17 protein-coding genes and 1 pseudogene are annotated in these 20,944 nt (G+C 38.1%); 7 read left to right on the top strand and 11 right to left on the bottom strand.

Features of this window, described 5'->3' with window-relative positions:
* Window positions 1-588: 588 nt before the first annotated feature.
* Window positions 589-1,494 (bottom strand): MFS transporter, encoded by a 906-nt coding sequence (locus tag TVG_RS03845; protein ID WP_010916979.1) that lies wholly within the window; start codon window positions 1,492-1,494, stop codon window positions 589-591.
* Window positions 1,495-2,099: 605 nt separating this feature from the next.
* The gene (locus TVG_RS08510) at window positions 2,100-2,243 is read right to left on the bottom strand and encodes a hypothetical protein (protein ID WP_156769076.1); all 144 of its coding nucleotides are present in this window, start codon (window positions 2,241-2,243) and stop codon (window positions 2,100-2,102) included.
* 635 nt (window positions 2,244-2,878) lie between these two features.
* Here TVG_RS08510 and TVG_RS03840 point away from each other — a divergent pair.
* From TVG_RS03840 to rpiA, 4 genes are all read left to right on the top strand, one after another.
* Window positions 2,879-4,198 carry an N-6 DNA methylase gene (locus tag TVG_RS03840; RefSeq protein WP_241760319.1) on the top strand — a complete coding sequence of 440 codons (1,320 nt, stop codon included), beginning with the start codon at window positions 2,879-2,881 and terminating at the stop codon, window positions 4,196-4,198.
* A 1,026-nt stretch (window positions 4,199-5,224) separates the two neighbouring features.
* A complete protein-coding gene (locus tag TVG_RS03835; protein WP_010916977.1) occupies window positions 5,225-5,785 on the top strand; it encodes an O-acetyl-ADP-ribose deacetylase in 561 nt (186 codons plus the stop codon).
* Window positions 5,786-6,089: 304 nt separating this feature from the next.
* The gene (locus TVG_RS03830) at window positions 6,090-7,520 is read left to right on the top strand and encodes an APC family permease (protein ID WP_010916976.1); all 1,431 of its coding nucleotides are present in this window, start codon (window positions 6,090-6,092) and stop codon (window positions 7,518-7,520) included.
* Window positions 7,521-7,911: 391 nt separating this feature from the next.
* The gene (gene rpiA / locus TVG_RS03825) at window positions 7,912-8,637 is read left to right on the top strand and encodes a ribose 5-phosphate isomerase A (protein WP_010916975.1); all 726 of its coding nucleotides are present in this window, start codon (window positions 7,912-7,914) and stop codon (window positions 8,635-8,637) included.
* 159 nt (window positions 8,638-8,796) lie between these two features.
* On the opposite strand, the gene TVG_RS03820 is transcribed toward rpiA, so the two are convergent.
* The 7 genes and pseudogenes from TVG_RS03820 to TVG_RS03795 form a co-directional block, all read right to left on the bottom strand.
* On the bottom strand, window positions 8,797-9,225 hold the full coding sequence (locus TVG_RS03820; protein WP_010916974.1) for a universal stress protein: 429 nt from the start codon (window positions 9,223-9,225) through the stop codon (window positions 8,797-8,799).
* A gap of 405 nt (window positions 9,226-9,630) precedes the next feature.
* On the bottom strand, window positions 9,631-10,191 hold the full coding sequence (locus TVG_RS03815; RefSeq protein WP_010916973.1) for a LysE family translocator: 561 nt from the start codon (window positions 10,189-10,191) through the stop codon (window positions 9,631-9,633).
* Window positions 10,192-10,223: 32 nt separating this feature from the next.
* A pseudogene (locus tag TVG_RS08105) lies at window positions 10,224-10,751 on the bottom strand (RNA-guided endonuclease InsQ/TnpB family protein); the annotation flags it as partial.
* 1 nt (window position 10,752) lies between these two features.
* Window positions 10,753-10,965 carry a transposase gene (locus TVG_RS08900; protein ID WP_010916971.1) on the bottom strand — a complete coding sequence of 71 codons (213 nt, stop codon included), beginning with the start codon at window positions 10,963-10,965 and terminating at the stop codon, window positions 10,753-10,755.
* Between the two features lie 59 nt (window positions 10,966-11,024).
* Complete coding sequence (locus tag TVG_RS08970; RefSeq protein ID WP_048053972.1) at window positions 11,025-11,396, bottom strand: RNA-guided endonuclease InsQ/TnpB family protein; 372 nt, start codon at window positions 11,394-11,396, stop codon at window positions 11,025-11,027.
* A 462-nt stretch (window positions 11,397-11,858) separates the two neighbouring features.
* Window positions 11,859-12,620 (bottom strand): SDR family oxidoreductase, encoded by a 762-nt coding sequence (locus TVG_RS03800; protein ID WP_241760318.1) that lies wholly within the window; start codon window positions 12,618-12,620, stop codon window positions 11,859-11,861.
* A 98-nt stretch (window positions 12,621-12,718) separates the two neighbouring features.
* Window positions 12,719-16,849, bottom strand: coding sequence for a S53 family peptidase (locus TVG_RS03795; protein ID WP_010916968.1), 4,131 nt, complete (start codon window positions 16,847-16,849; stop codon window positions 12,719-12,721).
* Window positions 16,850-17,050: 201 nt separating this feature from the next.
* Here TVG_RS03795 and TVG_RS03790 point away from each other — a divergent pair, with 201 nt between their 5' ends.
* Window positions 17,051-17,476: a hypothetical protein gene (locus TVG_RS03790; protein ID WP_010916967.1), complete on the top strand. Its 426-nt coding sequence runs from the start codon at window positions 17,051-17,053 to the stop codon at window positions 17,474-17,476.
* A 70-nt stretch (window positions 17,477-17,546) separates the two neighbouring features.
* On the opposite strand, the gene TVG_RS03785 is transcribed toward TVG_RS03790, so the two are convergent.
* Together TVG_RS03785 and TVG_RS08505 are read right to left on the bottom strand one after the other, a co-directional pair.
* Window positions 17,547-17,711 (bottom strand): hypothetical protein, encoded by a 165-nt coding sequence (locus tag TVG_RS03785; RefSeq protein WP_156769075.1) that lies wholly within the window; start codon window positions 17,709-17,711, stop codon window positions 17,547-17,549.
* A 2-nt stretch (window positions 17,712-17,713) separates the two neighbouring features.
* Window positions 17,714-17,929: a hypothetical protein gene (locus TVG_RS08505; protein WP_156769074.1), complete on the bottom strand. Its 216-nt coding sequence runs from the start codon at window positions 17,927-17,929 to the stop codon at window positions 17,714-17,716.
* A 1,060-nt stretch (window positions 17,930-18,989) separates the two neighbouring features.
* On the opposite strand from TVG_RS08505, the gene TVG_RS03775 reads away from it, so the two are divergent.
* Both TVG_RS03775 and TVG_RS03770 read left to right on the top strand, forming a co-directional pair.
* Window positions 18,990-20,579: an APC family permease gene (locus TVG_RS03775; RefSeq protein WP_048054099.1), complete on the top strand. Its 1,590-nt coding sequence runs from the start codon at window positions 18,990-18,992 to the stop codon at window positions 20,577-20,579.
* Between the two features lie 73 nt (window positions 20,580-20,652).
* On the top strand, window positions 20,653-20,943 hold the full coding sequence (locus TVG_RS03770; protein ID WP_010916965.1) for a hypothetical protein: 291 nt from the start codon (window positions 20,653-20,655) through the stop codon (window positions 20,941-20,943).
* Window position 20,944: the final 1 nt, after the last annotated feature.

Below are 20,944 nucleotides of genomic sequence, written 5' to 3'. Positions count from 1 at the left end.
TAGCTAATTGAATTAACTATTGTGAAGGATATGAACGATAACAGGGCGCCATTTATCGATATATCCCTATACAACGATTTCATACTTACCGTCATAAAAAGGCGTACTCTGCTATGTATATATTCCAATTGATTTTATTGAGAAACGGTTTTTTCGTTGATATAAACTATATCCTCCTGCTGTTCAAATGTGAACCTATTAAGCGCCTGTTGTACGTCATTATTTGTTCTGTATTAATATGCGATTTTTTTACTATTCATTTTATCGATTATATATCTAACGCCACAAGACATAGAACTAAGTTCAGAACCATGCTGATAAAGTTAGTACAAGACATAATGATGGTAAACAGAAACCGACTTCATCGCAGGTTCAAATTTATTTTATATCGATCATTAACGCTTATGACAGATGGTAGGTCTTCCTTTCCATATCATTTAGAACAGGCAAAATTAAGTAATTGACTCAACGCAAAGGTAATACAAAGAAGCTATTGCGTTTGAAATCATACGAGCCTTATATATGCGGGAAGGCCTATAGCATTCATTCCAGTCCTGGCTTTTGAAGGGCATTTTGCCGAATCTTTCATTATATACCAGAAAAATAAGATACAAAAAATCGAGGAACTATACTCATTCCATAGAGCGCCAGGGGTATAACTAATAATCCTACGTATAGAAACACCGTCTTTACGCTAATTCCAATTGCGAGTACATTAAATAATGCCCCCATTGCAGGTTGTGCGCCTTGAACGAATATCCTCATGACAGCACTTATCTTTCCATAGATCTTTCCCGGTATTATTTTTATTAGTCTGCTATTTAGTGGTATATTGATCAAAGGTAGTAGTAAACCAATTGTGAAAGCGTCAATTATGTCAAGGGTAGGGAATTTGCTTAATGAAAGTATTATTAATAGTGGAGCAAAAATAAATATCATTCCTGAGATAAAAGCTGGCTCCTCCATTTTAAAATACCTTACGTTAACCAACGGAGTACCAACCATCATACCGATAGGTACAGCCATGTTAAAGGCAGTGTAATAAGCAGGATTGGCCTTTAGTACAAGGTTGAACAGCCCCGACGAGTATGTGTCGATCGATATAAAAAGACCATTCAAGAAAAAAGCTAATAATAGAAATCCACTAATCCGCCTCAGGAATAATCCCACAGACTTCATTTCTCCTGAGAAAGTATTTCTATTTTCATTTACCCTTTGGGTCTTTTGTATGACTGGAATTGCAGAGAGCAGTGAGATAAGTACTGCGGAAATCATGACATCTACGAAATAGTCTGAAAAGTAGATCAGGAAGACGCCTCCTATGATTGCACCCGTTAAAGACGTTACGCTTCCTGTTAAGAAATTCAAAGATACTGCCTTTTTGTATGATTCTTCTTTGAGAAATTTCTTGATAATTGCAGAAAAGGAGTCTGTTTTAAGAGTTTGCCCAAAAATTGATACCGCAGTTACGATATATTGCCGTAATACTATCATTTAACAGCAGCAGTGAATAGCTAATCACGATAATAAAGCTTGAAAGGAAGTTCAGGGCTGTATTATTTATCCGGTCGATCATGTGACCGATAGGTATGGAGAATACAATCTGAACGGCGAGATAAATTGTTATTATCAATCCATAAAGGAAGACGGAATGAGATCTAACAACGATGATCCACATAAAGTATATGATGAATGCCATTGTGGTTATGCTCGTTAACCCTTTAGACAGTAGGAATCTGTAAAAGAAATAATCAAGTTTTCCCCGTTTATCAATAGACGTTGGATACATGATATCAAGTGTTATAGATCCGATTTTATATAATTTTTGTAGCAAATTACCTGGTAATCCAATAAGATCATTTCAAAATGTAAAATATATCTTGACCTTCATAGAGATAGTGTACATAAATTACTGTAATTTTGAAAATATCCTGTCAAACTTTAATCTACATCCATATTTAGATATTTTTTCCAGTTATACATTTTTATTGATATTGATCATTATTGTGCGATCACTTATTAAAGACCAGTTCAATGATGATGTACGTACCTTATCTGAAAGAATTTCAATTTCGACAGCTGTTAGCCCCTATGGATAATTATGAAGCCTTATACCTGTACTTGATGCCTTCACATGCCTTAATGTACGGAGAATCTTTGTAAAGAAATTTTATCTTTGATCCCATGGGTATTTCAACTGGCGATGTTACTTTTTCATCCCATCCCCATACAAGTTGCGGCATACGAGAGGAGAAATATTCACCAACCCAAATAATTCGATGATTCATTATTTCGTATAGATACATCTTCAATATACGATTCTAGGATCACAGAATCAAAGGCATTTTCTATTATCCGATATATTCCGAATGCATTTGTTTCTAACGAACATGTCTGCTGTCTTTTGAGTTGGATTTTTATTCAGCTTTATGGAATTTTCTTTTCCTTTATTTTTTTATTTGCTTTTCTTTCGAACATGATGATACCTGCATCCTAGCCTATTGCTTTTTATTGTTTAAATACCATTCTATAAGCTCTTTTTTCGTCTCTCAAGAAAGTGCTTATTACTTCTTTCACTCTTTCCAGTTAGTTCTGAATATTACAAGATCATCTCAATTTTACAGCAATTCATGCACACTGTAGAGAGTGCTATGAAAATAATCTATTTTTATACGATCGAAATAAATAAAAGACCATTGGAGAACATTAAAAGGATATTATAAATGTATATACAATAGATCGACAAGTTCCAGAAAAGGTGTCCTTCATAAATACATAAAATTCATCACATTACGAAAGGAGACGTCAACATGATAATATATGCTTATATAACGCCTCATACTATATAACGATAACAAATACAACAAAAGGTGATACATTGCATCATACTGAAAAATCGATTCTTATGAAAAGGCGTACACTAGGTGAACACCTCACGTCTGTAAATATATTTAAGGAATACATACTGCCTAAAATCAAGGACAAAATAAACTGTTATACATGGGTTGATCTGTTTGCCGGTGAAGGCAATTTAATTCTACCTATCCTTGATCTAGTGCCAGAAGAGAAGAGAATCGAATTCTTTCGCGATAACATATTTCTATTTGATATACAAAAAGAAATGGTCGAAAGGGCCATAAAAAATGCAGAATCATATAGGATACCAAGAATGATAGCAGAAAAAAACATTCAGGTAAAGGATACACTTAAAGAATATCCTCTTCTAAACGTAAAAAAACCAATTTACCATATAACGAATCCACCATATTTGTACATAGGATATATCGCCAAACATAAGGAGAATTTTGGACAACTTGATTATTTTACCGCTTCACTTAAGGGTTTGCAGGACCTATACCAAATTGCGTTAATGAATGATTTGCAAAATGAAATAAATCAGATGGTTTACATAATTCCTTCAAATTTTTTATTTGGACATTCAGTTTCTAATTTAATTAGGAGAAAGTTTTTACCTTGGTATAAAATAAATGATGCCATAATATTCGAGAAGAAGATTTTTGAAAATACAGGTGTAAACGTAGCAATATGCTTTTTTGAAAGAACAACTGCTAAAAACAGCACTATAAAATTTAAAGCTACAAAAATAAATGGAGAAATAAAAGAAAGGGAATACATATTATCTCATAAAAATGATTACAGGGCAGGCACTGAATTTGATGATTATATCAAGTCACAAGAAAAGAATACGCTTAAAATATCTTATTATTTGACTAAGAAGGAGATCGATAATAACCCCGGAAATAATAAAGTGCTACTGTTAAATTCAAAAGAATATAAGAATGGTGAATACATAAAAGAATCGTTTTTTGTAAATGATAAGCTTTACGAAAAAATAATAAGGAATCCATTATTTATAAGAACTGTTGACACAGGAAACGAAAATGGAAGGGCTGGATTATATTATATAAAAGACGTTTTTGGTACTGATGGGATATTTGTTGAGGGAAACACTTATAGAACCAATCCGATACAAGTTTTTATTGAACCATATTTGTCTCTCAAACAATTGAAACAGTTGCAATTATCATTCAATCAAAAACTTAATGAACTTCGGGCCATAACTGATAGTGAATTTATGACAACTTATAAATATAGCAATAACGCGAAATATACAAGAAAATACCTTGGGCTGTCGCAGGCAAAGCAGCTGCTCGAGGTAATAGATATAAAAAACTAAAATTCCAGAACAGATCTAACCACGAAATTTCTATGATTTTACTTCATAGTGTCTCGAATGTTGTGCATTTATTGGAGACCTCGCCATGCTAAACATCTGATAAACTAATTCCCGTATCTTATATAATCTAGTTAAGATTTAGATTAATCTCAGGAAGAAATACGGAAAGCAATATTCTAAATAGAAACTTAAGCGGATCTATCTGATTGAAGACACCGTAATGATTGACTAAATACTTTACATATAAAAATGCAAGACTTGCCCTCGCAGAAAAGCGGAAAAACAATCTGTAAAAAAAACGAAGATTACACATCGTACTGTAAAGCCGTTTGACTGAAATAAAGTTATCAAAAACCATGTGAATTAAAAATAGCAAGATTGCCTCTTTCAACAGCTGCTATATTGTATTTTCTAACACTTCACGATCGTTCCCTTGTACGGTTTGATGGAGCATTTAACGGTATATGAACAAAAGAGATAGATGCTCATATGGTATCTTATAGATATTGAAAGCGCTACCTTACCAACGTACTTGATATTTACTTTAGATCTGCAATAGAATGCGTGTAAATGAAATTCGCTAAGACCGGACAAACCTTTTTCAAAAGGTCAAATTAGAAAATCTTATACCGCTCTAGTAATACTATGTGGATTTCAAAATTCACTATGGAAGACGCCAGCTTTATTCTATAGGGGCTATATTCGCTAATAATAAGTACTTTTTACTCAGTATCTTTGCCGCAAACTAAGCTAATAAGTCTGAGGAATCTATCTACGCTCGAATCATAAAAAATATAGGAGGCTAGCTTTATCAACCATACCTGGAAAATTCAGAAATAGACCGTTTGCAGATGATCTTCCTGGCGATGTTGAGACAAGTGGAGGGAATAATAATCCGCGATAATTTCTGATCTGTATAGACACTTTGAACCATAGCGATCTGTCAATAGAATAGGTATTAATAAGCAAACACTCAAATCCATTTATACATCATAAAATAATTAATGTGTATAAGGTGCAACAAACATGGTAAGCTTCAGTTATAAGGGAAACTTAATAGAAATAATTGAAGGTGATATAACGGATGTTAACTGTGAGGCGATAGTGAACGCAGCGAATCCTAGTCTCATGGGAGGGGGAGGCGTCGATGGAGCAATTCACCTCAAAGGTGGAAAAACTATAGATCTGGAGTGTGCCGAACTCAGAAGAACGAAATGGCCTAAGGGGTTGCCGCCAGGTGAAGCTGACATAACTTCCGGTGGGAAACTAAAGGCGAAGTATGTTATACATACAGTTGGTCCGATATATAGGGGCCAGGAAGAAGACGCTGAAACCCTTTATAGTAGCTATTATCGTTCATTGGAGATTGCAAAAATTCACGGGATTAAGTGTATAGCGTTCCCTGCCATAAGCACCGGTATCTATGGGTATCCATTTGAAGAAGCTTCTGTGATAGCACTGAAGGCAGTAACAGATTTTCTTTCTAACAAAGAAGGATACATCATAAAATTCGTGCTTTACGGCCAGGCTAGATACCAAACCTTTGTTTCTCTGGCCTCGGATTTTTTAATGGCTTATAATCCTTAAATATAACTAGAAGGCGCAGAAACTATAGCCAAAATGAATTTACTTTGTATTGAAGTTTATAATATCACCACCATACTTTTTAACATCTTACTGCCAGCATTTGCCATGTTTAATGACTTTAGAGCGAAAAGGTGAAGGCCCGATCTTGCATGAAATTTGCGGACAAATGTAAAAATGAAAAAATCCTCCACGACTTGCTAACAAGAGCTTAATTAGCATCTGTCAAATTATATAATTTCATGCGGAAGGCTAATATACGCATTCAGCGTGAAATCTTTATATTTTCCGCAAGCATAGTGAATATATGAATGATACATCTGCAGGTCATCTAAAATCAAATGCTGTCGGATTTTGGCCGTTGCTTGGTCAAGCAATAGCAATGATATCTCCATTAGGGGCAGTTGCGGCCACAATGACTGGATCAGCAAGCATCGCACTAGGTTCCCTTCCGCTTGCTTATCTTATAGCAATATTTGCCGTACTGTTCTGGATCAATACACCGTATCAATATTCAAAGAAAATTGCTTCCGCAGGTGGATTCTACACATACAACAGGAATGGAGCTGGTCAATACTACGGATCTATTTCTGGATACGTTCTATTCTTCTCCTATTATATGACGTATACGAACGCAATCCTGTTTATAACCGCAGTTTTCATACCTGGCCTATTCGAAATATTCTTTGGCATAACGTTAACGGCATGGATATGGATACCTGTCCTTATCGCCATTGGGCTGTTGGTACTTTTACCTGCCTATCTTGGTATAGAAGGTTCTACAAAGTACAGTCTAGCCTCATCTATCATACAGATAGCCTTGCTCGTTATTTTATCGCTTACAATAATCGTTATAAAGGGGCCTGCCAATACCCTAGAGCCTTTTACTCCTAAACCTGCCGGGGGCTTCGGACCTGTTTTTGTTGGCATGATACTTGCGATATTTTCAATGTCTGGATCATCTGCAGTAGTGTCGCTTGGAGAGGAAGCGAAACAGCCAAAGAGGAACATAAGGAATGCACTTTTGATAAGCTTCCTTGTAACTGGCGTTGTGTTTGTACTCACATCATACGCACTTACAATAGGATGGGGAATAAGTAACATGAACACATTTGCTCAAAGTAATCCTGCCGCAGGTCTTACAGTTGGGCAGGGAGTGCCCGGTATAATAGAAGCTCTAAAATATATGGGAATGCCTATGGCCATAGCAATGATGATTTTTGCAGTCAACAGCCTTTACACCGGTTCTCTCGCACCATTAAACAGCGCAGCCAGGATGTTTTTCGCTATGTCTAGGGATGGCATAGCACCAAAAGTCTTTGCAAAGACTCATGGGAAATACAAAACACCGCACGTAGCCCTTGTATTCATAGCATTCACTGGGATATTGGTATCACTAATTGCCGGATTGGCCATGGGGCCGTTCAACGGTTTCCTGTATCTTGTCACCGCATCGGCAGTTGCCTTATTCATTGGCCACATAATGACTGATATATCGCTTCCAGTGGCATTCAAGAAGTTCAGGGAATTCTCAGTCCTAAAACATGCAGTACTGCCTGCAATATCACTCGTACTGCTGCTCATAGGTATATACTACAGCTTCTTTCCGCCCACATATCCCACTAACATAGCAATAATAACCGCTGTAATATTCATGGTAGCTGTTGCCATAGGTATCAATGTATATCTTAGAAATGGCCAGAGGAAAATGCCAACCAGCTACGAGTCAGATTTTTAAGCTTCTGAAAAATATTCTTTAACATATATTTCGAAATAAAAATTCAGCAGCTTTCATTATTATTTACTTTTATTAAAGGATCATGCGTAATTTACAAGTGCTCTATTTTTAACATACATCTGATCCTAGTTAGTTCATATTTAGAACATTAAAATTAAAGCATTACGTATAGATTCATTTAAATCCTTACTTATAATGTAATATTAAGTTATACCGTTTTCAATCTAGCTTTTTCAAAGTGTTGCCGAAGCGCTCACGAATCTTATAAATTTTATTCTTAACTCGACTCAAAGACAGGAAAAATGGTAGAAATTGTGAAATACATTTGTTTACATTGACTCCATCTATTGGATGAAAAGATAAATTAATTTTAAAGTAACAATGTTACGATATGCCAGATTATGAGAAGCAGAAAAGAAACGCTGCTGTTGAAGCCGCATCCTATGTGAAAACAGGGATGGTTATAGGTATCGGCACAGGGACAACGGCCCGCTATTTAATTGAGGAACTAGGTAGAAGAGTTTCTGAAGAGAATTTAAAAATAAAGGGTGTTTGTACATCTAAGAAATCTGAAGAACTCGCAAGAGCTGCCGGTATAGAAATATCTGAAAACCCAGAACAGATTATAGATTTAACAATCGATGGTGCGGATCAGGTTAATCTCCATGGAACACTCATAAAAGGCGGTGGAGGTGCTCTTCTGAGGGAAAAGATAGTCGCATACAACAGCAAAGAGATGTACGTTATAGTTGATAGTAGAAAAATAGATGACGAAAACTTCGGCAGCTTTCCTCTACCAGTGGAAGTTGTCCCTTTCCTTCACAGGATGACGCTAGAGAATCTCAGGAAGATATGCCCATCCACCGATCTAAGAAAAAACAGCGATGGGACGCTCTTCATAACAGACAATGGGAACTATATAGCTGATATGAAATTCGGAAGGATAAGGGAAACTAATGAGCTTGAAAAAAAGATCAAAAGTATCCCAGGAGTTGTAGATGTTGGCCTCTTCAATAACATAGCGGATAAGATATTTGAAGGTAACGATGACGGCTGTAATATATACGTCGTTTCCGAGAAGGGAAGAATAGAAAAAGAGAAAGGCCAATTCAAATAATACCCATTTTAGATGGGTCTTCTCATTGCTTTAATATAACTATGTTTCCTTCAAGTATTTATTTCTACCAATTGTTCAAGCGTAGCAGGAAACAATCAAATCTCATAGATCTCCGGTATCTTCAATTTTTCATAATCTCATAAATATACTTTTATTTAATCACGGTGGTACAACTATTACAGGGCAAGAGGAAAGAGCTAAAATGCCGGAACTGATTGATCCAAGAAAAAATTTATCTAGGCCCCTCAATTTTCTAGTACCGGTAAATATAACATCAATTCCTTTTTCTTGCGCAATCTTTACAATAACCTTAGAGATGTCTTCTCCATTGGAGTCCACCTTCATAACTTCATAATCCACACCTGATCTGGTCATCAGTGACTTTGCCTTATTGACGATCTCATCTGCCAACCTTTCCTGCTGTTCTACTGTTTCATCCGATATATATACAAGCTGCCCGCTTAAATCCGTAATATCCCTAGAAACGTATAAAATAAAGTATTTATCAATGCTATCTTTGAGGCCCAATGCGAATCCGACAGCCTTGTCGGCTCCAGGAGAGCCGTCATATGCTACTATGACTCTCATGGGTTGATATGAATATGGATGGCTTTAATTTTTCTTAGTTTGATATTGTTAATTTTTTTGCTGATTGTTTAATAGATTGATACCTCAAGTAAAATGATGGAAAAAAATCATGAAATACTGTAAGTAGATTCGTATATGGAAGAAGCTATATATTTATCATAGCCAAAGAGCGTTCGTGCATGTTCGAAGGGAACTATTAAAGTCTTATAAAGTGAAGTAGTCAAAAGAGACGTAAAATATGGCATAAAGTCAAACGTCAATAGACGTTTGATAAAACCGATTGGTATATTGGTAATATTATAAACGATTAGGAGTTTGAAACGAAATAAATAAATTCACAAGTAGGTCTAGTAAAATAAAATGGCATGAAGAACGAATAAATCTTTATCTTGTTAGTGTTATGAATTACAAAATAACCTTGATTCCCACGATAAGTATGTATACACCGAAAGATATGAGAACAACACTTGATGCAATACGAACGTATTTTTCGTAACGCTTTGCATATTTGTTTACAAAGAACGGAAAAATGGTTATCCATAAAACCACACCGCTGAAGAGGCCAAAAACTCCTATCAATGACATATGGTTCACGACGAAGAGACCGGCCGTAACCCACCAAATTATCTGGAAAGGGTTAGATATACCAACTAACAGCCCTACAAAGTAATTGCCCCTTCTCGTTTTGTAGCGCGAACTTTTCTTAAGTGTAGAATAAGCAAAGTAGAACATGACAATTGATCCTACGATATATAGTGCATATAACGCTGATTTTGGCACTATATTTCCAAAACTATAAACTATGATAAAGAAAATAATGTCGGCAGTCATGGCGCCTGCCCCAACGCTTGAGCCGTGAATTTTTGATCTAACACTTTCAACAGATATTATAGAATTTACTGGGCCAGGTGGAGCTGTGAGCGACAGTCCAAGAAGAACACCAATTAGATAGGTAAGTATTTCCATATCCTGCTGCCTCTAAAGAACCTAACATCCTCTCATCGCTTAGGCTTAGGAGGTTCCCGATTCATGGATCGGCTACTGGCTGTTCCAGTCCGAATGGTCGGATCGGCCGCAGTTGCGATATCCACAGGCGTGAATTCGGGAATGCCCTTCCCTACTTTCTTTAACTCCATATTGGAAATGTTTATTGCCGTATTTAAATCTCTATCTATTACAAGACCACAATTTTCACATCTGAATATCCTATCCGAAAGCTTTAAGTTGTAATCGATCCAGCCGCACCTACTCCATATTTCAAAGGAGGGATCGAACCTTCCAATCTCGATGAATTCCATATTTCCACACTCTGCTTTGTATTTCAACTTTTGTTTAAAATCGTACCAAGAAACGCCAGTTATGCCCTTTGCTACGTGCTCGTTTCGCATCATTCCCTCAATGTTTAAGTCTTCAACCACAACGGTATATGCAAACTTGGTTATCGCTGTAGATACCTTGTGCGTAAAGTCGTTCCTAGTATCCCTTAGCTTTTGGTATAGCTCTTCTATCTTGGCAATATGCTTCTTGCTATTTTTTACCGTCTTTTTTCTTTTTAGCGAGTTTCTTTTGTGTCCTTTTAATTCTCTTCTCCTCTCTCTTTATGCTTATAGGCTCTTCGATGCGTATGCCATTTGACAGCGCTGCGAAACCCTCTGTGCCGAGATCAATGCCTATTATTTCATTGCCTTTTTCTAATATTTCGTCTAATTCATATATCAATGAAGCGCAGTATCTTTCCACATCTTTTGTTATTATTATTTGTCTTATGTTTTCGGGTATTTTATGCTTAGCTTTGAACTTTATGCCTTTATTAAATTCGGAAGAATGAGCCTATTCCCTTTGAATTTAAAGTGTTGCGGTACTATGAAATACTGTTTATCCTTTTTACTCTTAAACTTAGGAAAAGCCGTGTTGTGCTTAAAAAATGATCTAAAAGTCGAATATAGTTTCATTAGTGTTTGCTGTAAGCTTTGTGCATTCACTTCACTAAGCCATGCATATTTATTTTTTAACGCCGTTAAACATTTCATCATATCGAACGCAGTCAGGAATTTATCATTTTCCTTGTATTCCCTTACCCTTTGTTCAAGAAAATAATTCCATACGAAATTAGTGCTTCCGAAGTGCTTTGCGATTAAGACCGCTTGATCATTACGGGGATCTATCCCCATTATAAGAGCACTAATCACAATTTATATTAAGATGTTATGATCATGCGAACTCTCTTTTATGGAGATATCAACAAATTCATCCCCTCCCTCAAGGCTGGGGCCTTCTTGCTATATTCATTTGTTAAGATAAAACATTGTGTATGAAAAAATTCATCAATTGATTAGCAACGTAAAAAGCTCTTTATAAACGATCAACAGTAATTTTCTGATTAAAACAGCTGCAGCTCGCTGCAAGGCTATCCAAAATATTAATGGGAATGCATTCTCCGAATTAATATTATCTTGTTGGAGCAACTCCGCCCGCTTGAAAAATACAAAGAGAATCTTTTTTCATTCAAATGAATTAAAATTGACTATGCTATGGAAATAATGATACAGGAATATAGTATACAGTTAATTGTCTTGAAATTAGTTGAAATACTTAAAGGACCATTATTCTAATAAAAATGGATGCCGCTAGAATTAGAGGGGGAATTTAGTTATTCCCCCATCGATCGGAATATTTGCTCCATTTATATACGATGACCTAGAAGATAGCAGAAACTCAACGAGCTCCCCAATCTCCTCTGGTTCGCCAACTCTCCTGAGGGGTATCTCTCCTGCAAGCCTCTTCATCCCAGATAATGAATCTATTTCCCTCTTCATAATGTCTCTAAACCTATCTGTATTGAAGTATCCCTGTGCTATAGTATTTACTCTTATACCGTTTTGTGAGACTTCGTGGGTAAGTGTCTTCGCAAGTGATATTACAGCTGAACGTAAGGATGCGGATATGGAGAAACCTTCAATAGGCTCCCTAACAGTCATAGACGTTACGTACACTATTGAGCCGTGTTTCGTCCTTATCATGTCACGCAGTGCCTCTCTGGTGAGATATATTGTAGATTTAAGCATCATAGAAATCGCATAATCCCAATCCTCGTCGGATATCTCAATGAAGGATGATACTTTCGGATCTCCATAGTTTACAACCAGGTTATCGATAGACCCGTACTTTTCTCTGTGATTTGAAACGACATTTTCAAGATCGCTCCTAACTGATAGATCGGCTACAACCGTATTTATTTCTCTGCCAAACTTAAGCTTCATCTCTTCCTTCAGTGCTCTTAATTTGCTTTCATCCCTGGAAAATGCAGTTATATTGTATCCGTATCCCAATAGGACGGCCACTATTCCTTTTCCTATTCCTGCCGATGCTGCAGAGACAATCACACTGGAGGTCATAAATAACATAGCCTGAAGGTATGATATTAACTTTTCTTCGCTATTATTTTATAAAAAATTTAAATCTTGGTAATAAATTCATTTTAAAATATTACGAATTATTTTTTCATTCTTTTAGGTATAAACACAGCCGCTATAACTCCGAACACTATAGCTAAGATCACGGCAACAGTTATTGGTATAGACAGAACAAATGGCTTAGCATTATTTAGAGCTTTCTGATTCCCAGCAATTGCGTTGATCTGAGATGCCATTGAAGCAATTTCACCGTGTAGGTTGTCAAGTTCGTTATTGTATGAATAGGCCTGCTTCTCCACGAGGTTATAGAGGGTCGAATTTATAGATCCAGATTCGTAGAGCGAGCCTGCTTCCGCCTTTATCATATTTAGATCTGACACACTCTGGTTATATTCTTCCGAGAGTTTATATACTTTGGACCTTAATGCACTTAGGTTTCCATTGTATTCTGTGTTCGGATATCCTGTAGAATAAGATATAGCCTTTTGGACCGAACTTATGCTGTTCTGCAAATTCGTTACATCATTATAGACAAAGAATCCATAGGAAGCCGTAGAGCTTAATCCTGTCCTCGTAGCGACATTGAAAATTGCATAATAGTATCCGTCTGCAAGTTTCTCTGTGTTAACTGTAAGAGTACCAGCTGTTCCTTCTTTACTTGCTATCACGGCGTTTTTAGGACCATAAAGTGTGATGACACCACTTAAGCCGCTGCTTAACCAGCTACTAGAGTAATAAATTGTGAGATTGCCAGATACGAGGCCCGAAGACGATGCTGAAATGTGCGATGACGGGTCCGGACCCGCGTTGGATATTGGTATTTGGTAGTGCCATATTATTGGGACTTGTATATCATAAGATATGAATGCGAATCCAAAGATTGAAAAAGATACCGTGAGGTCATTTATACCTTCGCCAGTCATGTTAAGCATAATAGTCTGGCCCGGTGGAGGCAGCACTGTGAAATTGAACGGGACATAGCCGTTGACTACGCCGCTCACAGGCATGTTAGAATAGCTATCGAACATTATTGGAGGATAGCTTACGTTTACGTATTGGCCAGGCATATTTCCAATTGAAACGTTAACGTAGTTCACGTATTTCATGTCAGCGAACTGCACTGTTCCGGAAAGGTACGATCCTGGCGAATAACTGAAGGATGGTATGAAGTCACCTGCCTGTGGTTCAACGTATACGGTAACGGTATTAGAGGTAAGACCGTCGTACGTTGCCCTCAACTGCACTACCTGGGTGAGGAGCGTGCCGTTGGTCTCCGCAAGTAAAGCATCAGTCCAGAACACGAAGTTTCCCCTTCCGTCAGTGAGGAAATGCCCTATTGTTACGCCTGGTGCGTACGATGATACGGGCATCGTTGGATCCAGCTCATGGAACTGGCTGACGTTTACTGATATCTCAGATACTACGGCGCTTGCTACCGGATGCCCATTAAGCATCACCTCTGCAGGGCCTATCCCATAGGTGTTGTAGTATCCGGTCAAACCCGTAGTAAACATTGGGACTTCAACTGTATTATTCTCTGCAACGCCCTCCGGATTCGTTACGATCAACTGCAAGTGTCCAGAAGCAATAGGCTGTGATACTCCGAACTGTTGGAAGTCCCAGGCCGGAGAGATCGATGGGCTATTCATAACGGTGACATAGAAGTATCCGTATTCTGTTGCGTTACCTATGAAGCTAAGCGCAGAGTATGAAGGGGTGTAGCTAAAGTAGCCGGTTCCATTAGGGGTTATTTGCGTCATAGCCCCGCCGCTGAATGCATCTATCCTATAATCACTTCCTGCAATTCCGCCGTCAGATAACACTATCTTAAAGGTATAAGTATGACCAGCTATCAGAGTTGTAAACGGTGATAAACCCGAATCGGTGACCATCGTTACGCTGAACTGCGGGTTAAGTATTGAATATCCCTGTTCTGAGACTGTTCCTATTAGATCCTTAGACATTATACCAGCGTTTATGAATCCAAGGCCTTGCAGGAAGTTCCATCCATCTCCGGCTGGATTAAATATTGTCGCATACCAGCCTGGCAGTATCGGGTCGCTGGGTTCATTTATGCTCAAATTAAACAGATACCAAGAATAATCGTTTATTGGCCCGTAGTTGAAGCCTTTTCCTATGTTCGTCATGTCAAAGAACGGGTTGTTTATTCCAGGCACATTGGCATTGTACGAGTTGTGCGCTTCAAACAAAAGGTAATTTATGTTGCCCATCTTAGGTGTCGCTGAAGGAAGCATTGCAGCCTGTTCCTCTATTAACGCCCACTCGCCAGCGGTAATAGGTGTAGCGAAAGACGTACCTCCATAGAATAGGTTCCATGCACCGAACGCATATACAGTCATGTTAAAAGCAGCAGGGCCTGAAACGATTGGATCAATAAGTGCACCGCTCTCGAACACATCTAGCCCAGCTTCATACCATGGCTGTTGTTCCATAACGGATTCACCGAAGCCACCGCCTACTATTCCTTTAAACGTACCCTGAAAGCCGTAGCCGTAACTCCAGTATGTGAAACTGCCTAATCCAGTCGCACTGGCGACATACATCGGTATCTGTATGCCGTAGAGGCTTCCATTAGCGATCACATTCGTAACCGGAAATTCGATTCCATCTTCCTCAGCAGTCGCCTGTCCGCCACCCACAGAAGTAGCGTATGGTGATTGAGAAGGCATTGATGGCGAGGCTGCCATTCCATTGGAACCTTCGTCGCCTGAGGCAAAGAAGTTCGTAACTCCAACTATGTTCAATTGTTCAAGAAGTTCATCTTCAACCGTAACGTACATAGGCGATCCAGAAAAAACTGCTTCCCATTCAGGAGCACCGTAGGAGTTGCTTGTTATGGTTACGTTGGTTGCGCCTGACGTTGGCCCGAATATAGTGTTGCCAGAAGGTATTGCAGATATTGGATCATTGTTAACAAGATACTGCGCAATAAACTGATAAGCGTTATCAAAACTAGAGAATTCTGGGTTTGGAACAGCGACGACGTCTATGTGTGCCATCGGTGCCATAGCAGCTATGTATTCGATATCAAGTTCAGTTTCTAGTGTCCATCCCCATTCAAAGCCATCGACAATGCCGGCATAAAGAGAAGGTATCCCGATGCCAATGTATGTGAGTCTGTCAGGCAGCTGGTACTGGTTGCCGAACACCTGTTCAGAGAACTGGGCCATGTCCGATGGAATCGGAAAACCAACCTCTATGACAGCCACGGTAATGCCCTGACCGAGATCTGGGCTCTCTCTTAGGGCATATAATCCATTCCAAAGGTTTTCAGCACCAGTAAGAACATGCATAGTGCTAGGGAAAATAAACTGGTAATTTCCAAGGTCCGTTTGATAGCCTACGGCGAAGTAAACATTTTGAGGATACGTCCAGGTATAGTTAGCGTAAGTTATATTTTGTATATCGTTCAAAGATGGATAATAAGTCGTTGCAGACATAGGAGCCTGCGATGGTGCACTTGCATACGCCATGGATGGGGACATACCGTATGGCAGCATCAGATCCGGCTGTGCAAACATTCCGTTAAGCCCAGAGATACCTGATACGTAACGTTCAAGTGATTCCGGAATCTTCAAATCGCTGGTGCTGGCAAAGAATGGTGTGGAATAGCTAACAGATCCTGGAACTGCGCTGTTATTTCCGAATAGAGGGTTCCAAATGCCATTCGACACATACTTGTATTGGAATGCTTGAATCCTAGTATGAAAAGCCTGATCGAATTGATATACTGATCCTGTTAGAGATAAGCTGAGCCTTGTGGAAGTGGTTCCGACGCTTATGCCATACCCTTCAAAATAACTTACGAACGCACCGTAAGTTTGTGCGTCAAGACCAAATCTGTTGCCTATCTGCGATGATGTAAGGAACTGATGATAATAGGGGCTTCCGGGTTCGTACAGCGAATTAACGTAGCCCTGCAAATTGCCCTGTGGCTTCAGAGAAACGAAAACGCTAATTTGAGCAGACGGGCTGTATGCAGAAGTATCATTAACGATTGAATACTGGGCCTGATTAAGGTTAAGAGGGTTGCTTATTGACGAACCAGATACGGCTGCCAAGGGTTCTGCCTGTACATTTGCTAAATTAGAAGACTGTGGACTAACTCCGCTTCCAGCGATGGAGAAGGCTATTAGTGCTGCTGCGACTACCGCCATTAATAAGGCAATTCTAATGATGTTATTTTTCATACATCACCTAAAATATATCATGAAATCCTCCTTTATGCGCTTTATGAATAAATATAACTTGTATAACGCAAGTATTTTATCGCTTCGCAAAAGGCCAGAATTTGCACTACATCATTCATCTAAGTTTATAACTTGCATTTGGTAAGTATTTATTTTTCATATCATTATTATATCAAAACACAGTTACGTTAATTGTTAAGGATGGTACTTCAGGAAAATCATGAATTGGTTCAAGAAAAATATAAGGTATCTAAGCCAAATGGAAACGATAATACCGACGTTATACCGTTTGTTGACCTCACTATTCTCATGAAACATGGGCGAAGTTACAACTTTCGCTCACGTTCATTAAAACGTGATAAATTTGCGGAATGGTACCAAGTTATTGTAACGATGAAAAACATTGACAAGCCGATGACAAAAACAGAAATAATAAATAGGAGCATGCTGAACTTCAGGCGAGGCGAAAACATAATAAATTGTATGGAAAATACCGGTTTATTAGATACGAACATTGTCGGGAAAAGGAAGTATTATTCTCTCTCCGAATTAGGAGATCTGATTCTTAATGTAGCTTGTATAATTGCATCATTTATACCTTATGAAGAGCATAACGATATAATTTAACTGAGAGATTAGCTCATCAGATCCTTTTCAAATATATCCAATGTTATGACATAGCTCTTTACCTACCTCCCTAAAAGTATCTGCTGGGCAACTTCTCTTTTAAATTTTCAACGATATTCGCCATATTATTTACATCCTCTACGAAGACGTTCGCTTCATCATCATCTTCCTGATCAATGAAGATCAGCTCCGGTTTCGAGTATAATAATTTTACCGTTATCAAAAAGTTTTGCAATGTTACGCACCACATTTGTTCGGAACGTATGCCATCTCAGTAGAACCTGCTCCAGGAATCTCAGGTCGATTCATGCTGTACAGGTATCCATCCATCATGGATGATAAAGAGGTTACAGCACTTACGAGTAACGGATATCCGCACAGATCAAGACTACGAAGGGAAATAGAAAGTGAAGCTAATCTTTCCACATCGTAGTCCAGATCACAGTTTTTCACACATACATATATTCCAATTTGGGTGCTTTACATTACCACCACATACAGGACACTCAGATGAGGTCTCCCTTGAATCCAACTTTATCGCTTCATAACATATCACAATATTATATTAATGTTTTATCTTAACTGTTAAAGCCCAACCCAATTTTATTTCGTTGATTATCTTCGTCGGTATATAATTCCAATCGATCAACGCGAACTTTCTGGAACCAGTATACATGTCTCATTTCTCAGACAATTCATAATTCGATTTTTCCTTATGGATGTTAAATTCTAAGGTGAATAAGTTATAAGAATCTATTTTAACGAAACCAAGTCTATTCACGAGATTAATTGACGGTTTATTCTATGAATACACTGCGCCATTAAAAAATTGGTACCATCAGGGATATAGCTACTAATTTTTTCATAAAGGCCATTCCTACTCAGCTTGAACGAAATTTGGGATTCATCCTCAGACCTCCAGGCATTACTACCCCCTTTTCAAGCTTCTCCATATGCATTATTCCAGCAACTTCACCATTAAGTTTAGCTACCAGCAGCTATTTTTGATCGATCCACCTATCCACTACTAACGGGATGTAATTGTCCGTTATTCACGTATTTCTATACGTGTCATATATTTGTGAACAAAAACCTATTCTCCAAGTATTTCTTGTTATCTTATATATTTCTTCGAGATTACCTTAATTGCATTTCCGATAAGCCCATTTACTGATCCAATAAAATGGTCCAATATTTATTAGTATCGAATTTCTATGGGAAATAGTTTAATTATTTTCCCCATATACATCGAAGTTCTGAAAAAATTGTGAGGGATTCATGCGAGGATTTAAATATAAGTTTGCAATACAATAACTTACAACATTTCTACAAAATAGGTAGAAATGGACCTGTTTCCACCCCTAGGGTGAAACTCCCTGGGGAAAAAATCAGTTTTTCATAAGTATTAATTCGTCTATCGTTATATTTTTACATCTCATATATTTACAAATTCTAACCTATGTTTGTTTTTGCTAAATTTTATATAGTTTTTAGCTCATCTCTCTATGATATTATGGCAGAACAGCAACATGAAGTAAAACTTAAAAAAGCTCTGACTTTTCCACAAATGTTGGTTATAGGTTTAATAGCGGCAGTCGGTACAGGCGCTCTGTTCGCCCCGGTTGCTATGGTAGGCGTTGCCGGCCCATCGGCTATCATGGGTTGGATAATAGGCGCCATCATGTACACATTTGTTTCATTTACGTTCGTTGAGTTATCAAAAACATATCCAGAGGCTGGCGGGCCTTCAAGGTACTCGCTCTATACGCATGGAAGGTTTACAAATGCATTAAATGCCTTTGCTGACCTCATATGGTATATATTTATTCCACCTATTGAAGCACTAGCTACCGTTGAAGGTTTACAATACCTTTATCCGCATTTCATTGCTTCATCTGGTGCACCTACCTTGCTTGGCGCAGGCCTAGGTGTTCTAGTACTAGCTTTATTTCTTCCGCTAAACTATTTTGGTGTCAAGGCCTTCGGAAAATACTCGCTTTATATAGGTTTCGTAAAATTAGCCGTATATCTACTTGCTGCCTTCGGCATGATGTTTGTATTTTTCAAATTTGATAACTTCTATATTTACAGAGGGGGATTTCTTCCATTTGGCTTTAGCGGTATCCTATTCGCTATACCATTTGCAATGTTTGCCTTTGGTGGTATACGTGTAGTACCCGATTATGCAGAAGAAACAACTGAAACGAAAGAGAACAGATTTCTAGGCAGAACTATAATATATACTGTAATAGGCCAATCACTTATTTATATTCTCTTCTCCATAGCATTCATCGCCGGACTAAAATGGAGCGCAATTAGTATAGCGCCTGGAGCATGGGCAGATGTCAAGTCGAATATAACTGAAAATCCCTTCGTATTCCTCGCAAGTTCATACCATAATTATGTGGTGCTAATAATAGTACTAGTAGTATCAATTTTGGGGCCATTCGTTACGGGATATGTATATGTAGGTAGCGGCGCACGGGTGCTCTTAGCAACAGCCAGATCGAAAATTATGGCCTCCTCTATGAAAAAACTAAGTGAAACCTACGCAGTTCCTTATTGGTCTGTTATTGCTTTTGTTATAGTCGGAGCTATTGTTGCCTTCATCTCCGCTCCAGTTCCAGACATATACGCGCTGTTAACTGATGCTGTAGTTGCTGGGTATTTAGGGTTTTCAGTCACTCCAGTAGCAATGATAGTAAGTAGAAGGCAGGGTGCTACAAAGAAAGAGGACAAGCTTCCTGCAGGTACCACAATAGCTGTCATAGCATTCATTAGCTCGTCCCTAATAGCATTCTGGAGCGGGTGGCCCTCTGTACCATATGCTATGTTTATACTTGCACTTGCCATGCTTGTTTTCGGGATTGTGTACAAAATAAAGGAGCACTTTCTAAATTCAATCTGGTACATTCTTTATATGGCATTTATACTACTCATGTCATACATAGGCAGCGATGGCGCCCTCAATCTTATTCCGTTCACATATTCTACTCTAATAGTCGCGGCAATATCGGCAGCAATTTTCTTCCCGTGGGGCATAATCTCTGGTTTAGATTCTCCTTACAACGTAGATAATGCTCCTATACCTAATATAGAATAATTATAATATGTCATATTATATATTTTTTCATTAAAAGCAAAAATTTATATCCTGATCCATTCTATATATTTCTGTGTCATTTAAAAAAGACGTTTTAGATAAACACAACGAGATATCAAGCAAAATAGACAATATGGAGAAAAAACTCGACCTACTGTCCGACAATTCTGTTATAAAGGAGTACTATAGTGAAATGGAGAAGAAGATGAATTCCCTTTCGGAAGAAGTTGTAGCCGGCCTAAGTGAGAAGCTGGATAATATCGCAAACGAGTTAGGGAAAGCTGTTGAGAAAATGGAATCTAAGAACCAGGATCAAACTTTACAGGCGGAGAAGAAGACGGGCAAGGGAAAAACAACAAAATAAA

This window comes from Thermoplasma volcanium GSS1 (genome assembly GCF_000011185.1).
GTDB classification, from domain to species: Archaea; Thermoplasmatota; Thermoplasmata; order Thermoplasmatales; family Thermoplasmataceae; genus Thermoplasma; species Thermoplasma volcanium.
The sequence above is the reverse complement of the archived record's forward strand: the minus strand, read 5'-3'. Positions and strand labels throughout refer to the sequence as shown.